The organism is Burkholderia anthina (assembly GCF_001547525.1).
Lineage (GTDB): Bacteria > Pseudomonadota > Gammaproteobacteria > Burkholderiales > Burkholderiaceae > Burkholderia > Burkholderia semiarida.
Genome location: NZ_CM003768.1, coordinates 2,863,150 through 2,886,827 on the forward strand (window position 1 = coordinate 2,863,150; position 23,678 = coordinate 2,886,827).

A 23,678-nucleotide genomic window follows, 5' to 3' on the forward strand; every position below is an offset into this window, starting at 1 on the left:
AAATGTCACGCATACGCGGTCCGGCGCATGCGTGATGCGCGCGTCAGTGCCGCCCGCCGCACACGGGGCAATCGGCCTGGCGCGCGATTTTCATCGTCGTCCATTCCATCCGCAGCGAATCGAGCATCATCAGCCGCCCGTTGAGCGTCTTGCCGATGCCGCCGATCACGCGCAGCGCCTCGGCCGCCTGCATCGCGCCGATGATCCCGACGGTCGGCGCGAACACGCCCATCGTCGCGCACGCGACTTCCTCGAACGGCTGGTCTTCCGGGAACACGCACGCATAGCAGGGCGCGGCCGCGTCGCGGAAGTCGAACGTGCTGATCTGGCCGTCGAAGCGCAGCGCGGCGCCCGACACGAGCGGCACGCCGTGCGCGACGCACGCACGGTTGATCGCGTGCCGCGTCGCGAAGTTGTCGGTGCAGTCGAGCACGACGCTCGCGTGCGGCACGTGCGCGTCGAGCCATGCATCGTCGACGCGCGCCGCGACCGCGTTCACCTTCACCTCGGGATTCAGTTGCGCCAGCGCGTCGCGCCCCGACTCGACCTTGCTGCGCCCGACCGATGCCGTCACGTGCAGGATCTGCCGCTGCAGGTTCGTGAGGTCGACCGTATCGGCATCGACGAGCGTGAGCGTGCCGACCCCCGACGCCGCGAGGTACATCGCGGCGGGCGAGCCGAGGCCGCCCGCGCCGACGACGATCGCATGCGCGTCGAGAAAGCGCTGCTGCGCCTCGATGCCGATTTCGTCGACGAGGATGTGGCGGGAGTAGCGAAGGAGTTGATCGTCGTTCATGGGCAGTCGTGGGCGAGGCGGGCGGACGTTCGTTATTTTAGGCGCGCATGAAAAACGGGCCATCGCGGTCTTCCCGCGATGGCCCGTCGGATACCGGCCGGCGCTTACTTCGGCGCGGAGGCGGGCTTCGGTGCGGAAGCCGGCTTCGCGGCGCTCGCGCCCGATGCCTTCGCGCTCGCGGCAGCCTTCGCGGCCGGGCTCTTCGTCGTGCTCTCGGCGAGCAGCGACTTCGATTCCTGGACCGGCTTGCCTTCGAGCTTGTTGAGCGCCTGCTGCATCATGAAGTCGTCGGCGCTGCCGAACTCGATCGGCTTGCGATCGCGATCCTTCTGGCGCTGCTCCGGCGTCTTCTTGTCGTTCTGCTCTTCGAGCACGCGCAACTGATCCATCCGGCGCTGCTCGCGCTCTTCCTGTTCCTTCTTCTCGTTCGGATCCTGCGTGTTCGCGAGGTGGTTCGTGTAGTCGACCTCGCGCGTCACGAGCACGTCGTCCGGATCGCCGTCCGCGTACTGATCGACCGGCACGTCCGGCGTGATGCCCTTGTTCTGGATCGAACGGCCGCTCGGCGTGTAGTAGTACGCGGTGGTCAGGCGCAGCGCGGTGTCGGCCGTCATCGGGCGCACCGTCTGCACCGAACCCTTGCCGAACGTCGTCTTGCCCATGATCTGCGCGCGCTTCGAATCCTGCAGCGCACCGGCGACGATTTCCGACGCGGACGCCGAATACGCGTTCGTCAGCACGATCATCGGCACGGTCTTGAAGACGGGCGGCAGGTTCTTCAGCGGATCGCCGTCGAAGGACGGCAGGCGATAGTTGTCGTACGTGTCGCGGTAGACCTGCTTCGAATCGGGGATCTGGCCGTTGGTCGACACGACGACCGAGTCGGGCGGCAGGAACGCGCCGGCCACGCCGACCGCGCTCTGCAGCAGCCCGCCGCCGTTGTTGCGCAGGTCGAGGATCAGGCCCTTCAGGTTCGGCTGCTGGCGCGCGATGTCCTGCAGCTTCTGCGCGAGATCGGGCGTCGTGCGCTCCTGGAAGCTCGTGATGCGGATATACGCGTAGCCCGGATCGAGCATCTTCATCTTCACGCTCTGGACCTTGATGATCGCGCGCGTGACCGTGACCGGGAACGTGCGGTCGTCGCTCTTGCGGAAGATCGTCAGCGTGACCTTGGTGCCCGGCTCGCCGCGCATCTGCTTGACGGCCTTGTCGAGCGTCATGCCGCGCACCGGCTTGTCGTTGATGCGCGTGATCAGGTCGCCCGGACGGATGCCGGCGCGGAACGCGGGGGTGTCCTCGATCGGCGAGATCACCTTGACGAGGCCGTCTTCCTGCGAGATCTCGATGCCGAGACCCGCGAAACGGCCCTTCGTCTGCTCCTGCAGCTCGTCATAGTCGGTCTTGTCGAGGAACGACGAGTGCGGATCGAGGCTCGACACCATGCCCTTGATCGCGGCCGTCAGCAGCTTCTTGTCGTCGACCGGCTCGACGTACTCGCGCTTGATCTGCCCGAATACTTCCGCGAACAGGCGGAGCTGGTCGAGGGGAAGCGGCGCCGTGGCGGTCTGCTCGGCCGATGCGGAAACCTGCAGCGTGGCGAATACGCCCGTGGCGAGGCCCGCGGCAATCAGGCCGATGTTCTTCAAATTCATTCGCATAGAGAGTCGAGTGCGGTCGGGAAGCGCGTGGCGGTAGCGGGGATGTAGCGGACAAGTATAACTGTTCGTCCGATAACTCAGTGGAACGGCGCGAAAAGCGCCGCAACGGCCGCTGAGGGCCCGGCAGGGCGCCGCCGGGCGCGCAGCGGAGTTCGAAAGCGGATTCGACCGCGGCAGGGCCGCGAAGGTTCGCGCGGCGTGCGGGCCGCGGCCCGAAGCGCGGACGGACGGCCGCGCCGGGGCGCGGGCCGCCCGCCGCGACGGGCGTCAGCCCGCCTTGCCCTGCTTCGCGACGGCGGCCTGCGCCTGCGCGATCGCTTCCTGGTCGCCGAGGTAATAGTGCGTGATCGGCTTCAGGTTCTCGTCGAGTTCATACACGAGCGGCACGCCGTTGGGGATGTTCAGGCCGACGATGTCGCTGTCCGAGATGCCGTCGAGGTACTTGATCAGCGCGCGCAGCGAGTTGCCGTGCGCGGCGATCAGCACCTGCTTGCCGGCGCGCACCGCGGGCGCGATCGACTCGTTCCACAGCGGCAGCACGCGCGCGACCGTGTCCTTCAGGCATTCGGTGAGCGGCAGCTGCTCGCGCGGCACCTTCGCATAGCGCGGGTCGCCGAACGGCGCGCGTTCGTCGGTCGGCTCGAGCGCGGGCGGCGGCGTGTCGTAGCTGCGGCGCCACACGAGCACCTGCTCGTCGCCGAACTTCGCGGCCGTTTCCGCCTTGTTCAGGCCCGACAGCGCGCCGTAGTGGCGCTCGTTCAGGCGCCACGAGTGGACGACCGGCAGGTACATCAGGTCCATCTTGTCCTGCACGTGCCACAGCGTGCGGATCGCGCGCTTGAGTACCGACGTGTACGCGATGTCGAACGTGTAGCCGGCCTCCTTGAGCAGTTCGCCGGCCTGGTAGGCTTCGTTGCGACCCTGTTCGGTCAGGTCGACGTCGACCCAGCCGGTGAAGCGGTTTTCCTTGTTCCACGTCGATTCGCCGTGGCGGATGAGAACGAGTTTGTACATGGATCTTGCGGTCGGTAGTGAGAGGGAAGCGGGGCGCGTCGCGCGGCGCCCGGTTCGGGCCCGCCATCGCGCAAGACGGTTATTTTATAATGGCAGGATTGTCCTCATCCGATTTCTCTTTTCCGGCGACATTCCGTGACGTTCTTTACCAATTACACGAACCTGGCCCTTATCGCGATCCTGCTGGTTTCCGGCGGCCTGCTTGCATGGCCGGCGCTGCGCCGCGGCCGCGGCGGCTTGTCGGCCGCGGAGGCGACGCAGCTCATCAATCGTCGCAACGCGGTCGTGATCGACCTGCGCGCGCCGTCCGATTTCGCCGCCGGCCATCTGCCGTCGGCGCGTCAGGTCGCCGCGGGCGAGATCGGCGCGAAAATTGCGCAGGTCGCGAAGAACAAGAGCACCCCGGTGCTGCTCGTCTGCCAGAACGGCCAGCAGTCGCAGAAGGCGGCGCGCGAGGTCGAGGCGGCGGGTTACGCCGAGGTGCACGTGCTCGAAGGCGGCGTGGCCGCCTGGCAGCAGGCCGGGATGCCGGTCGTCAAACAAGGAGTGGCGAAGTGAACAAGGTTTTGATGTACAGCACGCAGGTGTGTCCGTATTGCATGCAGGCCGAGCGCCTGCTGAAGCTGCGCGGCGTCGAGCAGATCGAAAAGGTGCTGATCGATCGCGATCCGGCCCGCCGCGAGGAAATGATGACGCGCACGGGGCGCCGCACGGTCCCGCAGATCTATATCGGCGACACGCACGTCGGCGGTTACGACGATCTGTCGAAGCTCGACCGCGAAGGCGGCCTCGTGCCGCTTCTGCAAGCGGCCTGATTAGGGCAGAATGGCCGCCGGCCGCGCCGCGGCTTGGGCGCGCACGATACATCCGTGGCGGCCGGCGAACAGCCGGGCCGCCCCGTCACCACTTTTAGGGAAACACCATGTCCGACGTCGAAAACCAACCGTTCTTCAACATCCAGCGCGTCTACCTGAAGGATATGTCGCTCGAGCAGCCGAATTCGCCGGCGATCTTCCTCGAGCAGGACATGCCGTCGGTTGAAGTCGAAGTCGACGTCAAGGCCGACCGCCTCGCGGAAAGCGTGTTCGAAGTCATCGTGTCGGGTACCGTCACCGCGAAGGTGAAGGACAAGGTCGCATTCCTGATCGAAGCGAAGCAGGCCGGCATTTTCGACATCCGCAACATTCCGGACGAACAGCTCGACCCGCTCGTCGGCATCGCGTGCCCGACGATCCTGTTCCCGTACCTGCGCTCGAACATCGCCGACGCGATCACGCGTGCCGGCTTCCCGCCGATCCACCTGGCCGAAATCAACTTCCAGGCGCTGTACGAGCAGCGTCTCGCGCAGCTTCAGCAGCAGGCCGGCGCCGCGGCAGGCGCGAACGGTGCGCCGAACGGCACGACGCTGAACTGACGTTTCACTCCGGACCGGTGCTGGGTATGAAAGTAGCCGTTCTCGGCGCCGGTGCCTGGGGCACCGCGCTCGCGGGCCATCTGGCCGCGCGGCACGATACGCTTCTGTGGGCGCGCGACGCCGCGCTCATCGCCGGGCTGCAGGCCCGGCACGAAAATTCCCGCTATCTGGACGGCATCGCGCTGTCTGATGCGCTGCGCTACGACGCCGATCTCGGCGCCGCGCTCGCGCACGGCGCCGCTCACGACGCACTGTGCGTGATCGCCGCGCCGGTGGCCGGGCTGCGCACGCTGTGCCGCGCGATGCGCGATGCAGGCTGCGTGCCCGCGCACATCGTCTGGGTCTGCAAGGGCTTCGAGGCCGACACGCATCTGCTGCCGCATCAGGTGATCGCGGCCGAGTTGCCCGAACAGCGGAGCAACGGCGTGCTGTCGGGCCCGAGTTTCGCGCGCGAGGTCGGCCAGTCGCTGCCCGTCGCATTGACGGTCGCGAGCGCGTCGGCCGAATGCCGCGAGCGCACGCTCGCCGCGTTCCATCACGGCGCGATGCGGATCTATACGGGCGACGACGTGGTCGGCGTCGAGGTCGGCGGCGCGGTGAAGAACGTGCTGGCGATCGCGACCGGCATTTCCGACGGCCTCGGCCTCGGGCTGAACGCGCGCGCCGCGCTGATCACGCGCGGCCTCGCCGAAATGTCGCGGCTCGGCGTGGCGCTCGGCGGCCGCGCGGAAACCTTCACGGGGCTCACGGGCCTCGGCGACCTGATCCTGACCGCGACGGGCGACCTGTCGCGCAACCGCACGGTCGGCCTGCAACTGGCGGCCGGCCGCACGCTGAACGACATCCTCGGCGCGCTCGGCCACGTGGCCGAAGGCGTGCGCTGCGCGCAGGCCGTGCTGGCGCTCGCGCGCGCGCAGTCGATCGAAATGCCGATCACGGAAGCCGTATGCGGCGTGCTGTTCGACGGCATCGCGCCGCGCGACGCCGTGAGCGGCCTGCTGCGCCGCGACGCGCGCGCCGAATAGGCGCGGTCGGCGTCGCGCGCGACCGGATCGCCCGGCACGGTTGCGCCGGGCGCGCGGCGCCAAAGCGGACTACGCTTGAACGGTCTCCCGCGTTCCGCGAGGTTGTCATGCTGCAGATCCATTCCACCACGCTCGATGCACAGCTCGTCGACATCACGACGCTCGACGTCGATGCGATCGTCAACGCCGCGAATGGCTCGCTGCTCGGCGGGGGCGGCGTCGACGGCGCGATCCACCGCGCGGCCGGCCCCGGCCTGCTCGCCGAGTGCCGCACGCTCGGCGGCTGCGACACCGGCGACGCGAAGCTCACGCGCGGCCACGGGTTGCCGGCGCGCTACGTGATCCACGCGGTCGGGCCCGTCTGGCACGGCGGCGCGCGCGGCGAGGCCGAGCTGCTCGCGTCGTGCTACCGGCGCGCGATCGAGCTGGCCGAAGAAGTGGCCGCGACGTCGATCGCGTTTCCCGCGATCAGTTGCGGCGTCTACCGCTATCCGGCCGAAGCCGCCGTCGACATCGCGGTCGGCACCGTCGCCGAGATGCTCGCGCAGGCGCCGAATCTCGCACGCGTGGTGTTCGCGTGCTTTTCCCCCGACATCTACGACCTGTACCGCGCGCGGCTCGCGCGAACCTGACGCGCTCCGCGCCGCGGATTGCGCCAGCGAGCGTCACGCGCCGCCTTCGAAGCCGGCCTGGCGCCACGCCTCGAACACGACCACCGCGACCGTGTTCGACAGGTTCAGGCTGCGGTTGTCCGGCCGCATCGGCAGCCGCACGCGCTGTTCGTTCGGGAAGCGGTCGAGCAGCTCGGCGGGCAGGCCGCGCGTTTCCGAGCCGAACACGAACCAGTCGCCGGGCAGGAACGCACGATCGTGGAAGCGGCCCGAGCCGCGCGTCGTGAACGCGAACATCCGCGCGGGATCGGGCGCTTCGGCGGCGACGAACGCGTCCCAGTCGCGGTGCACGCGCATTTGCGCATACTCGTGATAGTCGAGGCCGGCGCGGCGCATCCGCGCGTCGTCGAGCGGGAAGCCGAGCGGCTCGATCAGGTGCAGGTGCGCGCCGGTGTTCGCGCACAGGCGGATCACGTTGCCGGTGTTCGGCGGAATTTCGGGAGCGACGAGGACGACGTTGAACATGTTTCGGTTTGGCTGGGGCGGCCGGAGCGGCGCAACGCGCGTGCATCCGGCCGGCCGGTTCGTGACGGCCGCGCGCGGGCGGCCGGCCTTTCCATCTAATTAATCCTTGGCGGTGCGCAGCGCAACCAGATTCGTCACGCGCACGGCGCCCGCCGCCTTCAGCGCCTGCGCGGCCGCCGCGAGCGTCGCGCCGGACGTCATCACGTCGTCGACGAGCGCGACGTGGCGACCGGCGACGCTGCCTGCCACCGCGAACGCCGCCATCACGTTGTCGTGCCGTGCGCGCCGATCGAGCCGCGACTGCGGCGCGGTGTCGGCGACGCGTGCGAGCAGGGCCGCGTCCGCTTGCACGCCGAGCCGGCGCGCGAGCGGACGCGCGATCGCCCACGCCTGGTTGTAGCCGCGCGCGACGAGCCGCCGGTGCGACAGCGGCACCGGCGCGACGAGGTCGAAGCCGTTCGCGCCGCGCGTATCGTCGACCAGCCGTGCGAGGCGGGCCGCGAATTCGCCGCCGAGCGCGAGCCGCGCGTGAAACTTCAGGCCGCGCGCGAGCCCGTCGAGCGGCGCGCGGTAATCGGCGAGCGCGAGCGTCGCATCGAACGGCGGCGGCGCGGTGCGGCACGCGTCGCACCGGTACGCGGCCGCGCGGCCGGTACCCGCGCGTCTGCCAGCGGGCGATCGTGCCCGCCCGACACCGAGCGGCAGCGCGCACACGTCGCAGCGCAGCCGCGCTTCGTTCCAGTACGCGGCATCGCAGGCGCCGCAAATCACGGTGTGTGACAAATTGCCGCACAACGCGCAGCGATTCGGCAACGTGACCGCGGCAACGCGCACGACCAGCGTTCGAACCTGCGACAAAACGACGCGCATCGTGCGCCCGGCGGAACCGCGGACCATCGCAACACTCCTGGCATGCCGCCTCAATGAAGCTTGCGAGGCGAGCGAGTATACTTCGGGCTCTTCGCCAGTGTGCCCGACATGTCCCCAGCTTCGACTTCAACCGGCCGTCCGGCCAATGACGCCAGGCGCGTGCGGCGGATCTTCGACCGCCGTGCCGCCACGTTCGATGCGGTTGCGTTCCTGCCGCGCGAGATCGCGCAGCGGATGAACGAGCGCCTCGAATACATCAAGGTGAGCCCCGCGACCGTGCTCGATGCGGGCTGCGGCCCGGGCGACGACCTGCCGGCGCTGCGCGCGCGCTTTCCGGAGGCGCCGGTGTTCGGCGTGGACCTGTCCGGCGCGATGCTCGCGCGGGCTGGTCAGCGCGAGGTCGAGCAGACCACCTGGCGCCGCTGGCTGCCGGCCTCGCTCGGCCGGGCGCTGGGCCAGCGCGGCCCGCGCGTCGCGCAGGCCGATTTCGCGGCGCTGCCGTTTCCCGGCGGCGCGTTCGACCTGATCTGGTCGAATCTCGCGCTCCACTGGCATTCGCGTCCCGATACCGTCTTCCCCGAATGGCAGCGCGTGCTGCGCGTGAACGGGCTGCTGATGTTCAGCACGCTCGGCCCGGACACGCTGCGCGAGCTGCGCGCGGCCTGCGCGGACGCCGAAGCCGCGCTCGGCATCGCGCCGCCCGCCGCGCGCGTGATCGATTTCGTCGACATGCACGACCTCGGCGACATGCTCGTCGAAAGCGGCTTCGAGATTCCCGTGATGGACCAGGAAGTGCTGACCGTCACGTACAAATCCGCCGATTCCCTGCTGGCCGACGTGCGCCGCTGGGGCGCCTATCCGTTCGCGCGCACGGCGCCGCCGCACGCGGCGCGGCGCTTTCGCGCGGCGCTCGGCGACGCGCTGGACGCGCGCCGGCGCGAGGACGGCACGATCCCGCTGACGTTCGAGGTGATCTACGGCCACGCGTGGAAGGCCGTGCCGCGCACGACCGCCGAAGGGCACGGGATCGTGCGCATCGAGGACATCGGCAAGGGGCGCCCGAAGAATCGGTAAAGCGGTAAAGAGGGGTTTTGTTATGTCCGAAATTAGCGGTGCAAAGCGGGGTCGAATTGGCGGCTAAAACGGCCGGAAAGCTTGTCGCGCTTGGCTTGGCGGGCGATAGGCGCTTGCTTGTGGATGCCATTGAACCCGCCTATAATGCGTCAGCTTGTCGTCCCGGGGTCCCCGCAATACGGGCCGGCGAGTCCGATGCAGGCATGCATCGCATGCCATTCGCGTGAGGCGGCGATGGAAGCAGCGAACGTTTTGGCGGAGACGGCGGACAGCGAACCGGTCCTCGAAGACTGGCTCATGAAACGCAACTGTTCGGTGTCGCCGCGCCAGTTCGTGCTGTTTTACGCGTCGCTCGCGGGCTTCTCGCTGGCGATCGCGGCGTTGCTGATGTGGAGAGGGGCCTGGCTCGTCATGCCCTTCACCGGGATCGAGTTGCTGGCGGTGGGTGTCGCATTCGCGATCTACGCTCGCCACGCGGTCGACTACGAGCGCATCAGGCTGTTTCCGCACCGGCTCGTGATCGAGCGGATGGATGCGGAGCGGCTCACGCAGATCGAATTCAACCCGCGCTGGGTGCGGGTCGAGCCGGGTGCGACGCCACGCGATCCGATTCGGCTGGTGTCGCGCGGGCAGACCGTCGTGATCGGGCAGCATCTCGCGCAGTACAAGCGTGCGCAGTTCGCCGACGAGCTGCGTGCGTCGCTCAGGCGCTGCGGCTGACGAGGCGCGGCCAATGGCCGGAACAGGCCGGCGGCTTGCGACGGGGGAGGGTTTGAATGGAAATTTTGGGTAAGGATGCTATGAAAACAATCAAGCGAGCCCTCGCGGGCGTGCTGGCATGCAGCGGATTGCTCTTTGCCGGTGCGGCCCTGGCGGTCGGTGATAGCCCGGGCGGCCCCCGTGTCAACGAGATCAACTTTCAGCCGCCTGTCACGAAGATCGCCGAGGAGCTCTACGATCTCCACACGATGATGCTGATCCTGTGTACGGTGATCTTCGTCGGCGTGTTCGGCGTGATGTTCTATTCGATCTTCGCGCACCGCAAATCCAAGGGCCACAAGGCCGCCAATTTCCATGAAAGCACGACCGTCGAGATCATCTGGACGATCGTGCCGTTCGTCATCGTCGTGCTGATGGCGCTGCCGGCGACGAAGGCCGTCGTCGCGATGAAGGACACGACGAACGCCGATCTCACGATCAAGGTCACCGGCTACCAGTGGAAGTGGGGCTACGACTACGTGAAGGGCCCGGGCGAGGGCATCGGCTTCCTGTCGACGCTGACCACCCCGCGCGACGAAGTGATGGGCAAGAAGCCGATCACCGACACCTATCTGCAGGAAGTCGACAACCCGCTCGTCGTGCCGGTCAACAAGAAGATCCGCATCATCACGACCGCGAACGACGTCGTCCACTCGTGGTACGTGCCCGCGTTCGGCGTGAAGCAGGATGCGATCCCCGGCTTCGTGCGCGACACGTGGTTCAAGGCCGACAAGGTCGGCACGTTCCGCGGTTTCTGTACCGAGCTGTGCGGCAAGGAACACGCGTACATGCCGGTCGTGGTCGAAGTCCTGTCGGACGACGATTACGCGAAGTGGGTCACCGCGCAGAAGGCCAAGCTGGCGAGCGCCGCGGTCGATCCGAACAAGGTCTACACGATGGCCGAACTCGTCGCGCACGGCGAGGAAGTCTACAAGGCGAACTGCGCGGCCTGCCATCAGGTGAACGGCAAGGGCCTCGGCGCATTCCCGGCGATGGACGGCAGCCCGATCGTGAACGGCCCGATCGCCGCGCACGTCGAGCGCGTGCTGCACGGCAAGGGCGCGATGCCGTCGTGGGCGTCGCTGTCGGACCTCGACATCGCTTCGGTCGTCACGTACGAACGCAACTCGTGGGGCAACCACAAGAACGACCTGCTGCAGCCGAAGCAAGTGGCCGACGCACGCAACGGCAAGCTGCCGGAAGACACGGCGGGCGCGGCAGCGGCAGCGGCACCGGCTGAAGCGGCTTCCGCGCCGGCGCAAGCCGCGTCGGGCGCCGAGCAGCCGGCGGCAGCGGCATCGGCCGCGCTGTCGACGATCTACTTCGAGACGGGCAAGAGCGTGCTGCCGGCCGACGCGAAAGCGGCGATCGCCGCCGCGGCCGACTATGCGAAGGCGCATCCGGACGCGAAGCTCGCGCTGTCGGGCTTCACCGACAAGACGGGCTCGGCCGACGCGAACGCCGAACTCGCGAAGCATCGGGCGCAGGCCGTGCGCGATGCGCTGAAGGCAGCAGGCGTGGCGGAAGACCACATCATTCTCAAAAAGCCGGAAACGATCACGGGCGGGGCTGACGCGAAGGAAGCCCGGCGTGTCGAGATCGGCCCGGCGGCTTGACGTGTCGCTGAGTTAGTCGACGTATTCGCATTAGGAGATTCTCATGTCTAGCATCGGGCACGACGTAGCCGCGGACCACGCGCACGACGACCACGCGCACGAAGCCCCGCACGGCTGGCGTCGCTGGCTGTTCGCCACCAACCACAAGGACATCGGTACGCTGTACCTGCTGTTCTCGTTCATCATGTTCCTGTCGGGCGGCGTGATGGCGCTCGGCATCCGTGCCGAGCTGTTCGAGCCGGGCCTGCAGATCATGCGTCCGGAGTTCTTCAACGAACTCACGACGATGCACGGCCTGATCATGGTGTTCGGCGCGATCATGCCGGCGTTCGTCGGCTTCGCGAACTGGATGATTCCGCTGCAGATCGGCGCATCCGACATGGCGTTCGCGCGGATGAACAACTTCAGCTTCTGGCTGCTGCCGGTCGCGGCGGTGCTGCTGGTCGGCTCGTTCTTCGCGCCGGGCGGCGCGACGGCCGCCGGCTGGACGCTGTACGCGCCGCTGTCGACGCAGATGGGCCCGGGCATGGACTTCGCGATCTTCGCGGTCCACATCATGGGCGCGTCGTCGATCATGGGCGGGATCAACATCGTCGTGACGATCCTGAACATGCGCGCACCGGGCATGACGCTGATGAAGATGCCGATGTTCGCGTGGACGTGGCTGATCACCGCGTACCTGCTGATCGCCGTGATGCCGGTTCTCGCGGGCGCGATCACGATGGTGCTGTTCGACCGTCACTTCGGCACGTCGTTCTTCAACGCGGCAGGCGGCGGCGACCCGGTGATGTACCAGCACATCTTCTGGTTCTTCGGCCACCCCGAGGTGTACATCATGATTCTGCCGGCGTTCGGGATCGTGTCGCAGGTGATCCCGGCGTTCGCACGCAAGACGCTGTTCGGCTATAGCTCGATGGTGTACGCGACGGCGTCGATCGCGATCCTGTCGTTCATGGTCTGGGCGCACCACATGTTCGCCACGGGCATGCCGGTCACCGGCCAGCTGTTCTTCATGTACGCGACGATGCTGATCGCGGTGCCGACGGGCGTGAAGGTGTTCAACTGGCTCGCGACGATGTGGCGCGGCTCGATGACGTTCGAAACCCCGATGCTGTTCGCGATCGGCTTCCTGTTCGTGTTCACGTTCGGCGGCCTGACGGGCCTGATGCTCGCGATGGCGCCGCTCGACATCCAGTATCACGGCACCTACTTCGTGGTCGCGCACTTCCACTACGTGCTGGTGGCCGGCTCGCTGTTCGCGCTGTTCTCGGGCTGGTACTACTGGGCGCCGAAGTGGACGGGCTGGATGTACAACGAGACGCGCGGCAAGATCCACTTCTGGGCGTCGATGATCTTCTTCAACCTGACGTTCTTCCCGATGCACTTCGTCGGTCTCGCGGGCATGCCGCGCCGCTATGCGGACTACCCGGCGCAGTTCACGGACTTCAACCAGGTGGCGACGATCGGCGCATTCGGCTTCGGCCTCGCGCAGGTGTACTTCCTGTTCGCGGTCGCGCTGCCGGCCTACCGTGGCGGCGGCGAGCTGGAAAAGGCGTCGGACAAGCCGTGGGACGGCGCGACGGGCCTCGAGTGGACGGTGCCGAGCCCGGCTCCGTTCCACACGTTCGAGCAACCGCCGCACGTCGAATAAGTTTTACCGAGCGCTCCGCCGCTGCCTGCCGCGCAGGCAGGCGCGGCGGGCGCGAAACTGAAGTTTCAGCGAAGTTTCAGATGACCCGGAATCCACAAGAAAGACGAACGCCCGAGCAGATCCGCGCGGGCAACAAGCGGCTCGGCCTCACCCTGCTCGTCATCGCCGCCGTTTTTTTCGTGGGTGTCGTGATCAAGCAGTGGTGGCTGTCCACCCACTAATGCAGCAACTGACGCAGTAGCGAGGAAGTCGTCGTATGTCGAAGCCGGAAGAGGGCGCCGTGGATCGCGCGTTCAATCGTTCGATGCTGGTGAAGCTCTTCGTCGTGGCCGGGCTGATGTTCGGTTTCGGCTTCGCGCTGATTCCGATGTATCGGGCGATCTGCCAGATCACCGGCATCAACAACCTGGTGCAGCGCGATGTCAGCGAGCGCGAGGTGAAGAACTCGCAGGTCGACTACAGCCGCACGGTGTCGGTCGAGTTCGATGCGAACGCACGCGGGCCGCTCGGGTTCAAGCCGGAGCACAACAGCCTCGACGTGCACCCGGGCGAACTGACGACGATCGTGTACGACGTGACGAACGGGCAGGGCCGGCCGGTCGTCGCGCAGGCGATTCCGAGCTACGCGCCGAAGCAGGCGACGGAGTTCTTCAAGAAGATCGAGTGCTTTTGCTTCACGCAGCAGACGCTGACCGCGAACGAGTCGCGCAAGATGCCGGTGGTGTTCGTGATCGACCCGAAATTGCCGAAGGACGTGAAGACGATCACGCTGTCGTACACGTTCTTCGAGCTGAATACCCCGGCCACGCCGGCCCCGGCGCAGCGCAGTACGGCGGCGGCGCAGGGTGCGGCGAAGCCGGACGCATGACGGAGACGGGGCGATGACGGAAACCAAGCGGAGCGGAACGTTCGGTCAGGCGCTGAAAGCGGTGCTGTGGTCGTTCTTCGGGGTGCGCAAGCGGCGCGACCTGGAGGCCGACGCGACGCAGCTCAATCCGCTGCACGTGCTGATCGTCGCGTTGATCGCGGCCGGCGTGTTCATCGGCGTGCTGATCCTGATCGTGCGTGCGGTGGTGGGTTGAGGGCGCGCGGCTAGCGGCCCGCGGCCGGAACGAATGCAGTGCGCGGCGCCACGGCGCGGCGTGCAGGAACGAGCGGTGGCGGTCTCGCCGCGCAAGAAATAAAGCCGGAGCGGTTTCCGGTACACAAATTGGACTGAAGTGGAGAATCAAGCATGAGCGGTCAAAACCAGACCCCGTACTATTTCGTGCCGCATCCGTCGCAGCATCCGATCAGCGCGGCCATCGGCCTGCTGGTCATGCTCGGCTCGGTAGCGCTGTGGATCAACGGTCACGACTGGGCGCCGTTCACGGCGCTGCTCGGCCTGCTGTGGTTGCTCTTCACGCTGTATCACTGGTTCGGCGACGCGATCGCCGAATCGGAAGGCGGTCATTACGGCAAGAACGTCGACAAGTCGTACCGCTGGAGCATGAGCTGGTTCATCTTCTCGGAAGTCATGTTCTTCGGCGCGTTCTTCGGCGCGCTGTTCTATGCGCGTGAAATCGCGCTGCACCAGCTCGGCAGCCTCGACTACAAGCTGATCTGGCCGGACTTCTCCGCCGTGTGGCCGAACGAAGGCCCCGCCGCGCTCGCCGGTCACTTCAAGACGATGGGCCCGTGGCCGGTCCCGACGCTGAACACCGCGTTCCTGCTGTCGTCGGGCGTGACGCTGACGATCTCGCACCACGCGCTGCGCGACGATCATCGCAAGAAGGCGATCGCATGGCTGGCCGCGACGCTCGTGTTCGGGATCTGCTTCCTGTTCCTGCAGGGCTTCGAGTACTACCACGCGTACAACGAACTGAACCTGACGCTGAACTCGGGCGTGTACGGTTCGACGTTCTTCCTGCTGACCGGCTTCCACGGCTTCCACGTATTCCTCGGCGGCACGATGCTCGCGGTGGTGCTGGTGCGGATGATCCGCGGCCACTTCAAGCCCGATCATCACTTCGCATTCGAAGGCGCCGCGTGGTACTGGCACTTCGTCGACGTCGTCTGGCTCGGCCTGTACGTCGTCGTCTACTGGCTGTAAATGGAAAAACGGCCCGCGCAGCGATGCGCGGGCCGTTTTCATTGGTGTCGTGGGCGCGGCGGCGAAGCCGCGAGCGACACGGCCCCGGCGCCGCCGCGACTCAGTCAGGCGGCGCTTTTGCTTGGTGGCGCGGCCGTGCGGCTAAATGTCACAGCGGTCACGGTGTGCCACGGCGGCAACGGCATCAACGCCCGATCGGCAGGCCGGTCGAATGGATCCAGCCCATCCAGTTCGCGAACAGGATGAGCAGGAACAGCGACACCGACAGCCCGACGCGGGTGGCGAGCGACCAGACCATGCGTTTCGTGTGGCCGCGGTCGTGCATCATGAAGTAGAGCGCCGAGCCCATGCTGGCAATGATGAGGACGAAGGCGATGGGAACGAGGATGTGCATGACACGAACCGGACGACGGCAATTCGAAAGGAAGAGGATAATTATCGCACTTCGTTTTCGCGGATGTGCCGGGCGGGCCGCACGATGAAGATTCGCTGGCTGCCCGCGCTGCTGATCCTCGTCGTCGTCGCCGTCACGATCCGTCTCGGTTTCTGGCAGCGCGATCGCGCGCACCAGAAGGAAGCGCTGCAGGCGAGCATCGCGCGCTACGAGCAGGCGGCGCCCGTCGACATCGGCGCGCAGCCGGTTCCGCTCGCGTCGATCGAGTTTCATCGCGTGCGGGCAAAGGGCCGTTTCATGCCCGAGCAGGCGGTGTTCCTCGACAATCGGCCGTATAACGACCAGCCGGGCTTTTACGTCGTGATGCCGCTTAAACTCACGGGCGGCGGCGTCGTGCTCGTGAATCGCGGCTGGCTGCCGCGCAACATCGCCGATCGCACGGCGATCGAGCCGTTCGCGACGCCGGCGGGCGACGTCGAGATCGTCGGCATCGCGCGCGCCGACGCGTCGCGCGCGTTCGAGCTCGGCGAAGGCGGGTCGGCCGCGCACCAGAAGATCCGGCAGAACCTCGACGTCGCCGCGTATGCGAAGGAAACCGGGCTGCCGCTGCAGCCGTTCGTGATCCAGCAGACGAGCGACGACGGCGACAAGCTCGTGCGCGACTGGCCGGCGGCGACGACCGGCGTCGAGCGCAATTACGGTTACATGTTTCAGTGGTGGGCGATGGCGGCCGCCGCGCTCGGCTTCGGCCTGTACGCCGCGCGGCGTGCGGCGAAGAAGTCGGCCGGCGCGTGAGCGTCGTGCCAGGACGCGGCGCCGGCGCCGCGGGTTCGTTTCGAGAGGTCTGATTTGTCCATGCAATCTTCCCGTCAGGGTCCGGCCGCCGCGCCGATGTCGCAGGCGGCCCGCAAGCGCGGCCGCTGGATGCTCGTGCTGCTGGGGCTCGTGTGCGCCGCGCCGATGATCGCGTCGTACTTCACCTATTACGTGATCAAGCCGAAGGGCGGATCGACGAACTACGGCACGCTGATCGAGCCGCAGCGCCCGATCCCGGCCGATCTGCAGGTGACCGACGAAACCGGCAAGACGGTGCCGCTGTCGTCGCTGCGCGGCGTCTGGCTGTTCGTGATGACCGACCGCAGCGCGTGCGACGACGCGTGCGCGAAGAAGCTCTATTTCATGCGGCAGATCCGCGTCACGCAGGCGGGCGAGCGGCACCGGATCACGATGGTGTGGCTGCGCAGCGATGCGGGTGCGGTGCCGCAGAAGGTGCTGGACGCGTATCCGGACACGCGCCGGCTCGTCGCCGATCCGGCCGCGGTGGCCGCGTGGCTGCCCGCCGACGCCGGCACGAAGGACAGCGACCACCTCTACCTGGTCGACCCGAACGGCAACCTGATGATGCGTTTCCCGAAAGACCCGAATCCCAGCAAGATCAAGTCGGACGTGACGAAGCTGCTGAAGTGGTCGAGCATCGGTTAAGGCGAGAGAACGAGGCACCATTCCGATGTCGTATCTACTGCAACTCGGCCTGATCGGCCTGTGCATCGCGCTGCTGCCGCTGTCGTACGTGTGGGTGAAGGCCGACGACGACAAGTTCCGCAAGCTCGTGTGGATCACCACGTTCCTGACCCTCGACCTCGTGATGTTCGGCGGCTTCACGCGGCTGACCGATTCGGGCCTCGGCTGCCCCGACTGGCCCGGTTGCTACGGCACGTCGTCGCCGTTCATCGCGCACGCGGCGATCACGGCCGCGCATCAGGCGATGCCGACGGGGCCCGTCAGCATGACGAAGGCGTGGATCGAGATGATCCACCGCTATTTCGCGATGGCGATCGGCGTGCTGATCATCGCGCAGGTGGTGATCGCGTGGGCCGCGCGGCTGCGCCGCCGCCCGCTGCACGTGTCGCCGTGGTGGCCGACGAGCCTGCTGCTGCTGATTCTCGTGCAGGGCGCGTTCGGCGCATGGACGGTCACGATGAAGCTGCAGCCGGTGATCGTCACGATCCACCTGCTGCTCGGCCTCACGCTGCTCGGCACGCTCGGCTGGCTCGCGGCGCGGCAGACGCCGCTGCCGTCGCATGACCCGGAGGCCGGGCGTTACCGCGCGGCCGCGCTGGCGGCGCTCGTGCTGCTCGTCGTGCAGATCGCGCTCGGCGGCTGGGTGAGCACCAACTACGCGGTGCTCGCGTGCACCGACTTCCCGACCTGCAACGGCCAGTGGATTCCGCCGATGGACTTCCAGCACGGCTTCCACCTGTGGCGCGCGCTCGGGATGACGAAGGACGGCGACGCGATCACGCAGGACGCGCTGGTGGCGATCCACTGGACGCACCGCACGTTCGCGTTCGTCGTGGTCGCGTACCTGGTCGCGTTCGCGCTGAAGATGCGCCGCTTCGAGTCGCTGCGGCGGCCCGCGAACGGCGTGCTGCTGGTCGTCCTGCTGCAGTTCGTGACGGGGCTGACCAACATCGTGCTGCAGTGGCCGCTGCCCGTCGCCGTCGCGCACAACGGCGGGGCCGCGATCCTGCTGCTGCTCGTCGTCATGTTAAACTTTCGCATCCTTTCAAGCCGCCCCGGCCGTGTCGCGCAGCCTGCGCGCGACGCCGCCCCGGCGTGACCGCCCCCATGCAAAGCACCCTCTCCCAATCGCCCGGTAGCCGCTTTTCCCAGTACATGGCGCTGACGAAGCCGCGCGTCACGCAGCTCGCGGTGTTCTGCGCGGTGATCGGCATGTTCCTCGCGACGCCGGGCATGGTGCCGTGGCATGTGCTGATCGGCGGCACGGTCGGCATCTGGCTGCTGGCCGGCGCCGCGTTCGCGATCAACTGCCTCGTCGAACAGAAGATCGACGCGATGATGCGCCGCACCGCATGGCGTCCGTCCGCGCGCGGCGAGATCACGACGCCGCAGATCCTGCTGTTCTCGGCCGTGCTCGGCAGCGTCGGCGCCTGGACGCTCTATACGTTCACGAACCCGCTGACGATGTGGCTGACGATCGCGACGTTCGTCGGCTACGCGGTGGTCTACACGCTGCTGCTCAAGCCGATGACGCCGCAGAACATCGTGATCGGCGGCGCGTCGGGCGCGATGCCGCCGGCGCTCGGCTGGGCCGCCGTCACCGGCGCGGTGCCGGGCGACGCGTGGATCCTCGTGCTGATCATCTTCGTATGGACGCCGCCGCATTTCTGGGTGCTGGCGCTCTATCGCCGCAAGGATTACGAGAATGCCGGGCTGCCCATGCTGCCCGTCACGCACGGCGAGCAGTTCACGCGGCTGCACATCCTGCTGTACACGGTGATCCTGTTCGCGGTCACGATGATGCCGTTCATTTCCGGCATGAGCGGGGCCGTCTACCTGACGAGCGCGGTGCTGCTCGGCGCGGTGTTCCTCGCGTATGCGTGGAAGATCCATCGCGACTATTCGGACGAACTCGCCCGCAAGGCCTTCCGCTACTCGATCGTCTATCTGTCGCTGCTGTTCGTCGCGCTGCTCGTCGATCACTATGCACGCCCGCTGCTCGGCGTGTAACCGCACGGTTTGAACGCAATGCTCCCATCACGGTTCGGGCGCCGCGCGCGCCAAGGCTGGATGCTCGCGTGCGCATTCGCGGCAGCGCTGCTGCTCGCCGGATGCGACAACGCGCCGAAATTCCAGAATCTCGACATCACCGGCAACACGCAGTTCGGCAGCGACTTCTCGCTGCCCGATACGACCGGCAAGGTCCGCACGCTCGCCGACTTCAAGGGCAAGGCCGTCGTGATGTTCTTCGGCTATACGCACTGCCCGGACGTGTGCCCGACCACGATGGCCGAGCTCTCCGAAGCGCTGAAGCAGCTCGGGCCCGATGCCGCGAAGCGCGTGCAGGTGCTGTTCGTCACCGTCGATCCGGAGCGCGACACGCCGGCGCTGCTCGGCCAGTACGTGCCCGCGTTCGATCCGTCGTTCATCGGCCTGCGGCCGGCCGACGAAGCGGCGCTGAAGAAGGTCACGAAGGATTTCCGCGTGTATTACGCGAAGGTGCCCGGCAAGACGCCCGGCAGCTACACGATGGATCACACGGCCGCGAGCTACGTGTTCGACCGCGACGGCAAGCTGCGCCTGTTCGTACGCGACGGCCAGGGCCCGGCCCCGTGGGTCCACGACCTGAAGCTGCTGGTCGACTGATCTGCAGCCGCCGGGCGCCCGGCCCGGCGTTTTGCGTGACGGCCGTTCGCGCCGCCACGCTTTCCCTCTATCTTCGTCGTGCGCATGCGCTGCCCGCTGGGGCGGCGCGTCGGCATGCGCGCGTATCGCGCCGAAGCCGCGTTACGGCAGCGCCGGCACGTTGAAGCCGGAGGCGGCGCGCGTGATCCGGAATTCCGTCACGCGATAGGTGGCGAGCCCCTCGGTGACGAACGGGTCGGTCTCGAGGATCGCGTCGAGTTCGTCGCGATCGATGCGGGCCGCGAGGATCACGCCGCCTTCGCGCGGTACTTTCGGCCCCGCCGCGATGAAGATGCCCTTGTCGAACTGCGGCTGCAGATACGCGCGGTGGCGTTCGAGCGCGTCGTCGATGCGCTCGAGCGACGCGGTGTAGTGGATGTCGATGACGTACATGGATGGCCCTGGAATGATGCCGGCGCGCCGCGCACCGGCCAGCCGGTCTTTTTAGCACAGCGGATGCGGGCTGTCGCGCCGGCGAGCCGCGTGGCGGGCGGCGCCGCCTGTCGATCGCCGGTTCGCCGCGGCCACGCGTATTCAAGATGTAAGCCTCGTTGCCGTAAATGAAAGAGCAACCGTTTGCGCGCGGCAGGCCGTTCGCGCGCCGGATGCATCGACATCGACAGAGGCACGCAGATGAGCAGAATGAGTTTGAACCGCAAGCTGTGGCTCGCGCTTGCGCTGGTATGGATCGGTCTTCTGGGCGTCGGCGCATGGAGCGCCTACGAGACGCGCGCGACGATGCTCGCCGAACGCAAGGCGGGCATCGCGAATCTCGTCGATTCGGCGGCGGGCATCGTGAAGGCCTATCACGCGCTCGCGCAGAGCGGCACGCTGCCCGAGGCCGACGCGAAGCGCGACGCGCTCGCGAGCCTCGCCGCGATGCGCTACGGCGATTCGGGCTACGTGTTCGTGATGGATTCGAAGCCGGTCGTGCTGATGCATCCGACGCTGCCGAAGCTCGTCAACACGCAGGTCGGCGACTATCTCGATCCGGACGGCAAGCCGCTGTTCGTGACGATCCTGAACGCGGCGAAGGCGACCGGCAGCGGGTTCGCCGAGTATCGCGGGCGGCTGCCGCACAGCGAGACGGCCGTGCCGAAGATCAGCTACGTCACGCGGTTCGCGCCGTGGGACTGGAACATCTCGAGCGGCGTGTTCCTGAAGGACATCGACACCGTCTACTACCGCACGCTGCTCGGCCACCTGGCCGTGGTGTTCGTGATCGGCCTCGTGATCAGCGCGGCGATGCTGGTGATCATCCGCAACGTGCGCGGCAGCCTCGGCGGCGAGCCGGACGAAGCGGCCGCGCTCGCGGCGCGCATCGCGCGGGGCGACCTCACGCAGCCGGTGCCGGTGCGCGCGGGCGACCGCACGAGCATGATGGCGGCGATGCACGACATGCAGGCGCGGCTGCAGGCGACGATCGGCGGGATTCGCCAGTCGGCCGAATCGATCGCGTCGGCGAGCCGGCAGATCTCGGCCGGCAACGACGACCTGTCGCAGCGCACCGAGGAGCAGGCCGCGTCGCTCGAGGAAACGGCCGCGAGCATGGAGCAACTGACCGCGACGGTGAAGCAGAACGCCGACAACGCGCGACAGGCGAGCGGCCTCGCGAACAACGCGTCGGACATCGCGCGCACGGGCAGCGACGTCGTGAACCGCGTGATCGGCACGATGGGCGAGATCGACGACAGCTCGCGCAAGATCGCCGACATCATCGGCGTGATCGAGGGCATCGCGTTCCAGACCAACATCCTCGCGCTGAACGCGGCGGTCGAGGCCGCGCGCGCGGGCGAGCAGGGCCGCGGCTTCGCGGTGGTCGCGGGCGAGGTGCGCTCGCTCGCGCAGCGCAGCGCGACGGCCGCGAAGGAGATTCGCGCGCTGATCGTCGATTCGGTCGAGCGCGTGCGCAACGGCTCGGCGCTGGTCGGCCAGGCCGGCACGACGATGGGCGAGATCCTGCAGGCGGTCGCGCGCGTGACCGACATCATGGGCGAGATCGCGGCCGCGTCCGAGGAGCAGGCGAGCGGCATCACGCAGGTCGGCCGCGCGGTCACGCAGATGGACCAGGTGACGCAGCAGAACGCGGCGCTGGTCGAGGAAGCCGCGGCGGCGGCCGCGTCGCTGCAGGAACAGGCCGCGCGGCTGCGCGACGCGGTCGGCGCGTTCCGGGTCGGCAATGCCGGCGGCCCGTCGTCGCAGGGCGGCCGTGGCACGGCCGCCGAAGCGGCATTCGGTAGTGCGAAGGCGGCCGACGAACTGGCGGTGGCGTGACGCATGCCGCGTGAGGAGGGGATGCGTCGAGGCGGGTACGCAACTAACGGCCGAGTCGCGCCGCGGTCGCCGGCACTGCGCTGGTGCATACCCATATGAGCGGGATGTATTTCACTTCCCGCCGATCCTGTGACACCATTTGCCCCTTCGTGCGAGTCCGGGCATACCCGTATCGCGCCCCATTTCAGTCAAGCAAGAAAGCGAGAAACAGATGAAGCGTCGCAGTCTCCTGAAGGTATTTTCCGTGCTGGCCACCGGCGCCGCGCTGACGCTGTCGGCAGGCGCGCACGCCGAAGACAAGGTGATCAAGGTCGGCACGGTCGCCGGCCCGGATGCGCAAGTGTGGCAAGTCGTGCAGAAGGTCGCGAAGGAGAAGGAAGGCCTGAACGTGAAGGTCATCGAGTTCAACGACTACGTGCAGCCGAACGCGGCGCTCGATTCGGGCGACCTCGACGCGAACAGTTTCCAGCACCAGCCCTACCTCGACAGCCAGGTGAAGCAGCGCGGCTACAAGCTCGTCAGCGCGGGCCTGACCTACATCTCGCCGATCGGCGTGTATTCGAAGAAGTTCAAGTCGCTGAAGGATCTGCCGCAGGGCGCGAAGCTCGCGGTGCCGAACGATCCGTCGAACGAGAACCGCGCGCTGCTGCTGCTGCAGACGCAAGGCGTGATCAAGCTGAAGGCGGGCGCCGGCACGGGCGGCAACAACGCGACGGTGCTCGACATCGCCGAGAACCCGAAGAAGCTGAAGATCTCCGAACTCGACGCCGCGCAACTGCCGCGCGTGCTGTCGGACGTCGACGCGGCCGTGATCAACACGAACTACGCGCTGGCCGCGAACCTGCAGCCGACCAAGGACGCGATCGCGCTCGAAGCGCTGACGAGCCCGTACGCGAACCTGATCGCCGTGCGCGCGAAGGACAAGGATCAGCCGTGGGTGAAGAAGCTGGTGAAGGCGTACCAGTCGCCGGAAGTGAAGGAATTCATCAAGAAGCAGTTCAAGGGCTCGATGGTCGCGTCGTTCTGAACGTGATCGGTTGATCGAATGAAGGCCTGCACGTGTGCGGGCCTTTTTTTCGTCGGCGGTGAACCGTGTTTTGTTGCCGTCGCGTAGGCGTTGCTCAAACCCGCTTTCACGCGTTTGATTTGCTACGGGCGAGGCAGGGAAAACGATCTCGAAATTGCACTCGCGTGTCGCCGATAATTAGGTTTTCTAACGGTCTGCCACATTCACATCTATCTTCGGCGCCGTCGTTTGAAGCTAAAACCAGTATGTCGCTTCCGGTACCTGCATCCCGCCGCCATTGTCGCCGGCAAGACGGTGGCCCACTACAATAGAGTGGCAAGGGAGGGAGATAGGCTATGGTAGATCTTGAGAAAAGGGTGATTGAGTTTGTAAGGAAGAAATCTGGATTACCTATTTCATTCGTGGTTGATGAGATAACGGAAGGTGCCGATTTGGATCTGGACTTGAGCTTTGATGATTGTGAGGTCGAGGACCTGATGCGGGAGTATTCGGTGAAATTTAATGTTGATGTAAGTGGATTCGATATAAAAAAATATTACCCGGAAGACGATTCCTCATTTTTAGACTTGATCAATCCATTCAAGAAAAAAGTGATCCATCGTGTTCCGGATCTGAATGTTCGAATGCTGATCGCATCGGCAAAAGCGGGACGCTGGCTCTACGACTGACCGC

The 23,678-nt window shown here is 66.9% G+C and carries 28 protein-coding genes; 21 read left to right on the forward strand and 7 right to left on the reverse strand.

Features of this window, described 5'->3' with window-relative positions:
* Positions 1-43 precede the first annotated feature (43 nt).
* The 3 genes from WS64_RS13050 to gpmA form a co-directional block, all read right to left on the reverse strand.
* The gene (locus WS64_RS13050) at positions 44-796 is read right to left on the reverse strand and encodes a HesA/MoeB/ThiF family protein (RefSeq protein ID WP_060966614.1); all 753 of its coding nucleotides are present in this window, start codon (positions 794-796) and stop codon (positions 44-46) included.
* 104 nt (positions 797-900) lie between these two features.
* Complete coding sequence (locus tag WS64_RS13055) at positions 901-2,454, reverse strand: S41 family peptidase (RefSeq protein WP_060966615.1); 1,554 nt, start codon at positions 2,452-2,454, stop codon at positions 901-903.
* Positions 2,455-2,721: 267 nt separating this feature from the next.
* Positions 2,722-3,468, reverse strand: a complete 747-nt coding sequence (gene gpmA, locus WS64_RS13060) for a 2,3-diphosphoglycerate-dependent phosphoglycerate mutase (RefSeq protein ID WP_060966616.1) — start codon at positions 3,466-3,468, stop codon at positions 2,722-2,724.
* Between the two features lie 135 nt (positions 3,469-3,603).
* Here gpmA and WS64_RS13065 point away from each other — a divergent pair, with 135 nt between their 5' ends.
* From WS64_RS13065 to WS64_RS13085, 5 genes are all read left to right on the forward strand, one after another.
* The gene (locus WS64_RS13065) at positions 3,604-4,026 is read left to right on the forward strand and encodes a rhodanese-like domain-containing protein (RefSeq protein ID WP_040142128.1); all 423 of its coding nucleotides are present in this window, start codon (positions 3,604-3,606) and stop codon (positions 4,024-4,026) included.
* On the forward strand, positions 4,023-4,283 hold the full coding sequence (grxC, locus tag WS64_RS13070) for a glutaredoxin 3 (RefSeq protein ID WP_006477722.1): 261 nt from the start codon (positions 4,023-4,025) through the stop codon (positions 4,281-4,283). The genes WS64_RS13065 and grxC overlap by 4 nt, the downstream gene beginning before the upstream one ends.
* A 107-nt stretch (positions 4,284-4,390) precedes the next feature.
* Positions 4,391-4,882: a protein-export chaperone SecB gene (gene secB / locus WS64_RS13075; RefSeq protein ID WP_059576108.1), complete on the forward strand. Its 492-nt coding sequence runs from the start codon at positions 4,391-4,393 to the stop codon at positions 4,880-4,882.
* 26 nt (positions 4,883-4,908) lie between these two features.
* Positions 4,909-5,907, forward strand: a complete 999-nt coding sequence (locus WS64_RS13080; RefSeq protein ID WP_060966617.1) for an NAD(P)H-dependent glycerol-3-phosphate dehydrogenase — start codon at positions 4,909-4,911, stop codon at positions 5,905-5,907.
* Between the two features lie 107 nt (positions 5,908-6,014).
* Entirely contained in the window at positions 6,015-6,539 is a 525-nt protein-coding gene (locus WS64_RS13085; RefSeq protein WP_059642699.1) for an O-acetyl-ADP-ribose deacetylase, read from the forward strand.
* 33 nt (positions 6,540-6,572) lie between these two features.
* Here WS64_RS13085 and trmL read toward each other — a convergent pair whose 3' ends face one another.
* Both trmL and WS64_RS13095 read right to left on the reverse strand, forming a co-directional pair.
* A complete protein-coding gene (trmL, locus tag WS64_RS13090; RefSeq protein ID WP_060966618.1) occupies positions 6,573-7,043 on the reverse strand; it encodes a tRNA (uridine(34)/cytosine(34)/5-carboxymethylaminomethyluridine(34)-2'-O)-methyltransferase TrmL in 471 nt (156 codons plus the stop codon).
* A gap of 99 nt (positions 7,044-7,142) precedes the next feature.
* Positions 7,143-7,940 (reverse strand): ComF family protein, encoded by a 798-nt coding sequence (locus WS64_RS13095; RefSeq protein WP_060966619.1) that lies wholly within the window; start codon positions 7,938-7,940, stop codon positions 7,143-7,145.
* Positions 7,941-8,021: 81 nt separating this feature from the next.
* On the opposite strand from WS64_RS13095, the gene WS64_RS13100 reads away from it, so the two are divergent.
* The 8 genes from WS64_RS13100 to WS64_RS13130 all read left to right on the forward strand — a co-directional run bounded on the left by WS64_RS13100 (position 8,022) and on the right by WS64_RS13130 (position 15,105).
* Positions 8,022-8,987 carry a methyltransferase domain-containing protein gene (locus WS64_RS13100; RefSeq protein ID WP_060966620.1) on the forward strand — a complete coding sequence of 322 codons (966 nt, stop codon included), beginning with the start codon at positions 8,022-8,024 and terminating at the stop codon, positions 8,985-8,987.
* Positions 8,988-9,182: 195 nt separating this feature from the next.
* A complete protein-coding gene (locus tag WS64_RS13105; protein WP_059576125.1) occupies positions 9,183-9,707 on the forward strand; it encodes a DUF2244 domain-containing protein in 525 nt (174 codons plus the stop codon).
* A 56-nt stretch (positions 9,708-9,763) separates the two neighbouring features.
* Entirely contained in the window at positions 9,764-11,362 is a 1,599-nt protein-coding gene (coxB, locus tag WS64_RS13110; RefSeq protein ID WP_060966621.1) for a cytochrome c oxidase subunit II, read from the forward strand.
* Between the two features lie 43 nt (positions 11,363-11,405).
* Positions 11,406-13,013, forward strand: coding sequence for a cytochrome c oxidase subunit I (gene ctaD, locus WS64_RS13115; RefSeq protein WP_006477731.1), 1,608 nt, complete (start codon positions 11,406-11,408; stop codon positions 13,011-13,013).
* Between the two features lie 80 nt (positions 13,014-13,093).
* Positions 13,094-13,234, forward strand: coding sequence for a cytochrome oxidase small assembly protein (locus WS64_RS34895; protein WP_006486385.1), 141 nt, complete (start codon positions 13,094-13,096; stop codon positions 13,232-13,234).
* A 35-nt stretch (positions 13,235-13,269) separates the two neighbouring features.
* Positions 13,270-13,881 carry a cytochrome c oxidase assembly protein gene (locus tag WS64_RS13120; protein WP_034208453.1) on the forward strand — a complete coding sequence of 204 codons (612 nt, stop codon included), beginning with the start codon at positions 13,270-13,272 and terminating at the stop codon, positions 13,879-13,881.
* A gap of 13 nt (positions 13,882-13,894) precedes the next feature.
* A complete protein-coding gene (locus WS64_RS13125; protein ID WP_059642688.1) occupies positions 13,895-14,095 on the forward strand; it encodes a DUF2970 domain-containing protein in 201 nt (66 codons plus the stop codon).
* A gap of 152 nt (positions 14,096-14,247) precedes the next feature.
* A complete protein-coding gene (locus WS64_RS13130) occupies positions 14,248-15,105 on the forward strand; it encodes a cytochrome c oxidase subunit 3 (RefSeq protein ID WP_006486364.1) in 858 nt (285 codons plus the stop codon).
* 184 nt (positions 15,106-15,289) lie between these two features.
* Here WS64_RS13130 and WS64_RS13135 read toward each other — a convergent pair whose 3' ends face one another.
* A complete protein-coding gene (locus WS64_RS13135) occupies positions 15,290-15,499 on the reverse strand; it encodes a twin transmembrane helix small protein (RefSeq protein ID WP_006477735.1) in 210 nt (69 codons plus the stop codon).
* Positions 15,500-15,583: 84 nt separating this feature from the next.
* Here WS64_RS13135 and WS64_RS13140 point away from each other — a divergent pair, with 84 nt between their 5' ends.
* Genes WS64_RS13140 through WS64_RS13160 form a run of 5 tightly spaced genes read left to right on the forward strand, consistent with a single transcriptional unit; the run spans position 15,584 to position 19,666 of the window.
* Positions 15,584-16,294, forward strand: a complete 711-nt coding sequence (locus WS64_RS13140; protein ID WP_059642790.1) for an SURF1 family protein — start codon at positions 15,584-15,586, stop codon at positions 16,292-16,294.
* Positions 16,295-16,354: 60 nt separating this feature from the next.
* A complete protein-coding gene (locus tag WS64_RS13145) occupies positions 16,355-16,981 on the forward strand; it encodes an SCO family protein (RefSeq protein ID WP_059576133.1) in 627 nt (208 codons plus the stop codon).
* Between the two features lie 25 nt (positions 16,982-17,006).
* Positions 17,007-18,119, forward strand: a complete 1,113-nt coding sequence (locus WS64_RS13150) for a COX15/CtaA family protein (protein ID WP_059576136.1) — start codon at positions 17,007-17,009, stop codon at positions 18,117-18,119.
* Positions 18,120-18,127: 8 nt separating this feature from the next.
* Positions 18,128-19,030: a heme o synthase gene (cyoE, locus tag WS64_RS13155; protein WP_059576139.1), complete on the forward strand. Its 903-nt coding sequence runs from the start codon at positions 18,128-18,130 to the stop codon at positions 19,028-19,030.
* An 18-nt stretch (positions 19,031-19,048) separates the two neighbouring features.
* Positions 19,049-19,666, forward strand: coding sequence for an SCO family protein (locus tag WS64_RS13160; protein WP_059576142.1), 618 nt, complete (start codon positions 19,049-19,051; stop codon positions 19,664-19,666).
* A 141-nt stretch (positions 19,667-19,807) separates the two neighbouring features.
* Here the strand turns inward: WS64_RS13160 and WS64_RS13165 are convergent, their stop codons facing one another.
* Positions 19,808-20,098, reverse strand: coding sequence for a YciI family protein (locus tag WS64_RS13165; RefSeq protein WP_006477740.1), 291 nt, complete (start codon positions 20,096-20,098; stop codon positions 19,808-19,810).
* 240 nt (positions 20,099-20,338) lie between these two features.
* On the opposite strand from WS64_RS13165, the gene WS64_RS13170 reads away from it, so the two are divergent.
* The 3 genes from WS64_RS13170 to WS64_RS32835 all read left to right on the forward strand — a co-directional run bounded on the left by WS64_RS13170 (position 20,339) and on the right by WS64_RS32835 (position 23,674).
* A complete protein-coding gene (locus tag WS64_RS13170; RefSeq protein ID WP_060966622.1) occupies positions 20,339-21,979 on the forward strand; it encodes a methyl-accepting chemotaxis protein in 1,641 nt (546 codons plus the stop codon).
* 211 nt (positions 21,980-22,190) lie between these two features.
* On the forward strand, positions 22,191-23,006 hold the full coding sequence (locus WS64_RS13175) for a MetQ/NlpA family ABC transporter substrate-binding protein (protein WP_059576148.1): 816 nt from the start codon (positions 22,191-22,193) through the stop codon (positions 23,004-23,006).
* 335 nt (positions 23,007-23,341) lie between these two features.
* On the forward strand, positions 23,342-23,674 hold the full coding sequence (locus WS64_RS32835; RefSeq protein ID WP_081103827.1) for a DUF1493 family protein: 333 nt from the start codon (positions 23,342-23,344) through the stop codon (positions 23,672-23,674).
* The last annotated feature ends 4 nt before the right edge of the window (positions 23,675-23,678 follow it).

What these genes read in the sequence shown, in the direction of transcription:
- WS64_RS13050 (WP_060966614.1), bottom strand. Translation starts at nt 796, where the DNA reads ATGAACGACGATCAACTCCTTCGCTACTCCCGCCACATCCTCGTCGAC.
- WS64_RS13055 (WP_060966615.1), bottom strand. Translation starts at nt 2,454, where the DNA reads ATGCGAATGAATTTGAAGAACATCGGCCTGATTGCCGCGGGCCTCGCC.
- gpmA (WP_060966616.1), bottom strand. Translation starts at nt 3,468, where the DNA reads ATGTACAAACTCGTTCTCATCCGCCACGGCGAATCGACGTGGAACAAG.
- secB (WP_059576108.1), top strand. Translation starts at nt 4,391, where the DNA reads ATGTCCGACGTCGAAAACCAACCGTTCTTCAACATCCAGCGCGTCTAC.
- WS64_RS13080 (WP_060966617.1), top strand. Translation starts at nt 4,909, where the DNA reads ATGAAAGTAGCCGTTCTCGGCGCCGGTGCCTGGGGCACCGCGCTCGCG.
- WS64_RS13085 (WP_059642699.1), top strand. Translation starts at nt 6,015, where the DNA reads ATGCTGCAGATCCATTCCACCACGCTCGATGCACAGCTCGTCGACATC.
- trmL (WP_060966618.1), bottom strand. Translation starts at nt 7,043, where the DNA reads ATGTTCAACGTCGTCCTCGTCGCTCCCGAAATTCCGCCGAACACCGGC.
- WS64_RS13095 (WP_060966619.1), bottom strand. Translation starts at nt 7,940, where the DNA reads ATGGTCCGCGGTTCCGCCGGGCGCACGATGCGCGTCGTTTTGTCGCAG.
- WS64_RS13100 (WP_060966620.1), top strand. Translation starts at nt 8,022, where the DNA reads ATGTCCCCAGCTTCGACTTCAACCGGCCGTCCGGCCAATGACGCCAGG.
- WS64_RS13105 (WP_059576125.1), top strand. Translation starts at nt 9,183, where the DNA reads ATGCAGGCATGCATCGCATGCCATTCGCGTGAGGCGGCGATGGAAGCA.
- coxB (WP_060966621.1), top strand. Translation starts at nt 9,764, where the DNA reads ATGGAAATTTTGGGTAAGGATGCTATGAAAACAATCAAGCGAGCCCTC.
- ctaD (WP_006477731.1), top strand. Translation starts at nt 11,406, where the DNA reads ATGTCTAGCATCGGGCACGACGTAGCCGCGGACCACGCGCACGACGAC.
- WS64_RS34895 (WP_006486385.1), top strand. Translation starts at nt 13,094, where the DNA reads ATGACCCGGAATCCACAAGAAAGACGAACGCCCGAGCAGATCCGCGCG.
- WS64_RS13120 (WP_034208453.1), top strand. Translation starts at nt 13,270, where the DNA reads ATGTCGAAGCCGGAAGAGGGCGCCGTGGATCGCGCGTTCAATCGTTCG.
- WS64_RS13125 (WP_059642688.1), top strand. Translation starts at nt 13,895, where the DNA reads ATGACGGAAACCAAGCGGAGCGGAACGTTCGGTCAGGCGCTGAAAGCG.
- WS64_RS13130 (WP_006486364.1), top strand. Translation starts at nt 14,248, where the DNA reads ATGAGCGGTCAAAACCAGACCCCGTACTATTTCGTGCCGCATCCGTCG.
- WS64_RS13135 (WP_006477735.1), bottom strand. Translation starts at nt 15,499, where the DNA reads ATGCACATCCTCGTTCCCATCGCCTTCGTCCTCATCATTGCCAGCATG.
- WS64_RS13140 (WP_059642790.1), top strand. Translation starts at nt 15,584, where the DNA reads ATGAAGATTCGCTGGCTGCCCGCGCTGCTGATCCTCGTCGTCGTCGCC.
- WS64_RS13145 (WP_059576133.1), top strand. Translation starts at nt 16,355, where the DNA reads ATGCAATCTTCCCGTCAGGGTCCGGCCGCCGCGCCGATGTCGCAGGCG.
- WS64_RS13150 (WP_059576136.1), top strand. Translation starts at nt 17,007, where the DNA reads ATGTCGTATCTACTGCAACTCGGCCTGATCGGCCTGTGCATCGCGCTG.
- cyoE (WP_059576139.1), top strand. Translation starts at nt 18,128, where the DNA reads ATGCAAAGCACCCTCTCCCAATCGCCCGGTAGCCGCTTTTCCCAGTAC.
- WS64_RS13160 (WP_059576142.1), top strand. Translation starts at nt 19,049, where the DNA reads ATGCTCCCATCACGGTTCGGGCGCCGCGCGCGCCAAGGCTGGATGCTC.
- WS64_RS13165 (WP_006477740.1), bottom strand. Translation starts at nt 20,098, where the DNA reads ATGTACGTCATCGACATCCACTACACCGCGTCGCTCGAGCGCATCGAC.
- WS64_RS13170 (WP_060966622.1), top strand. Translation starts at nt 20,339, where the DNA reads ATGAGCAGAATGAGTTTGAACCGCAAGCTGTGGCTCGCGCTTGCGCTG.
- WS64_RS13175 (WP_059576148.1), top strand. Translation starts at nt 22,191, where the DNA reads ATGAAGCGTCGCAGTCTCCTGAAGGTATTTTCCGTGCTGGCCACCGGC.
- WS64_RS32835 (WP_081103827.1), top strand. Translation starts at nt 23,342, where the DNA reads ATGGTAGATCTTGAGAAAAGGGTGATTGAGTTTGTAAGGAAGAAATCT.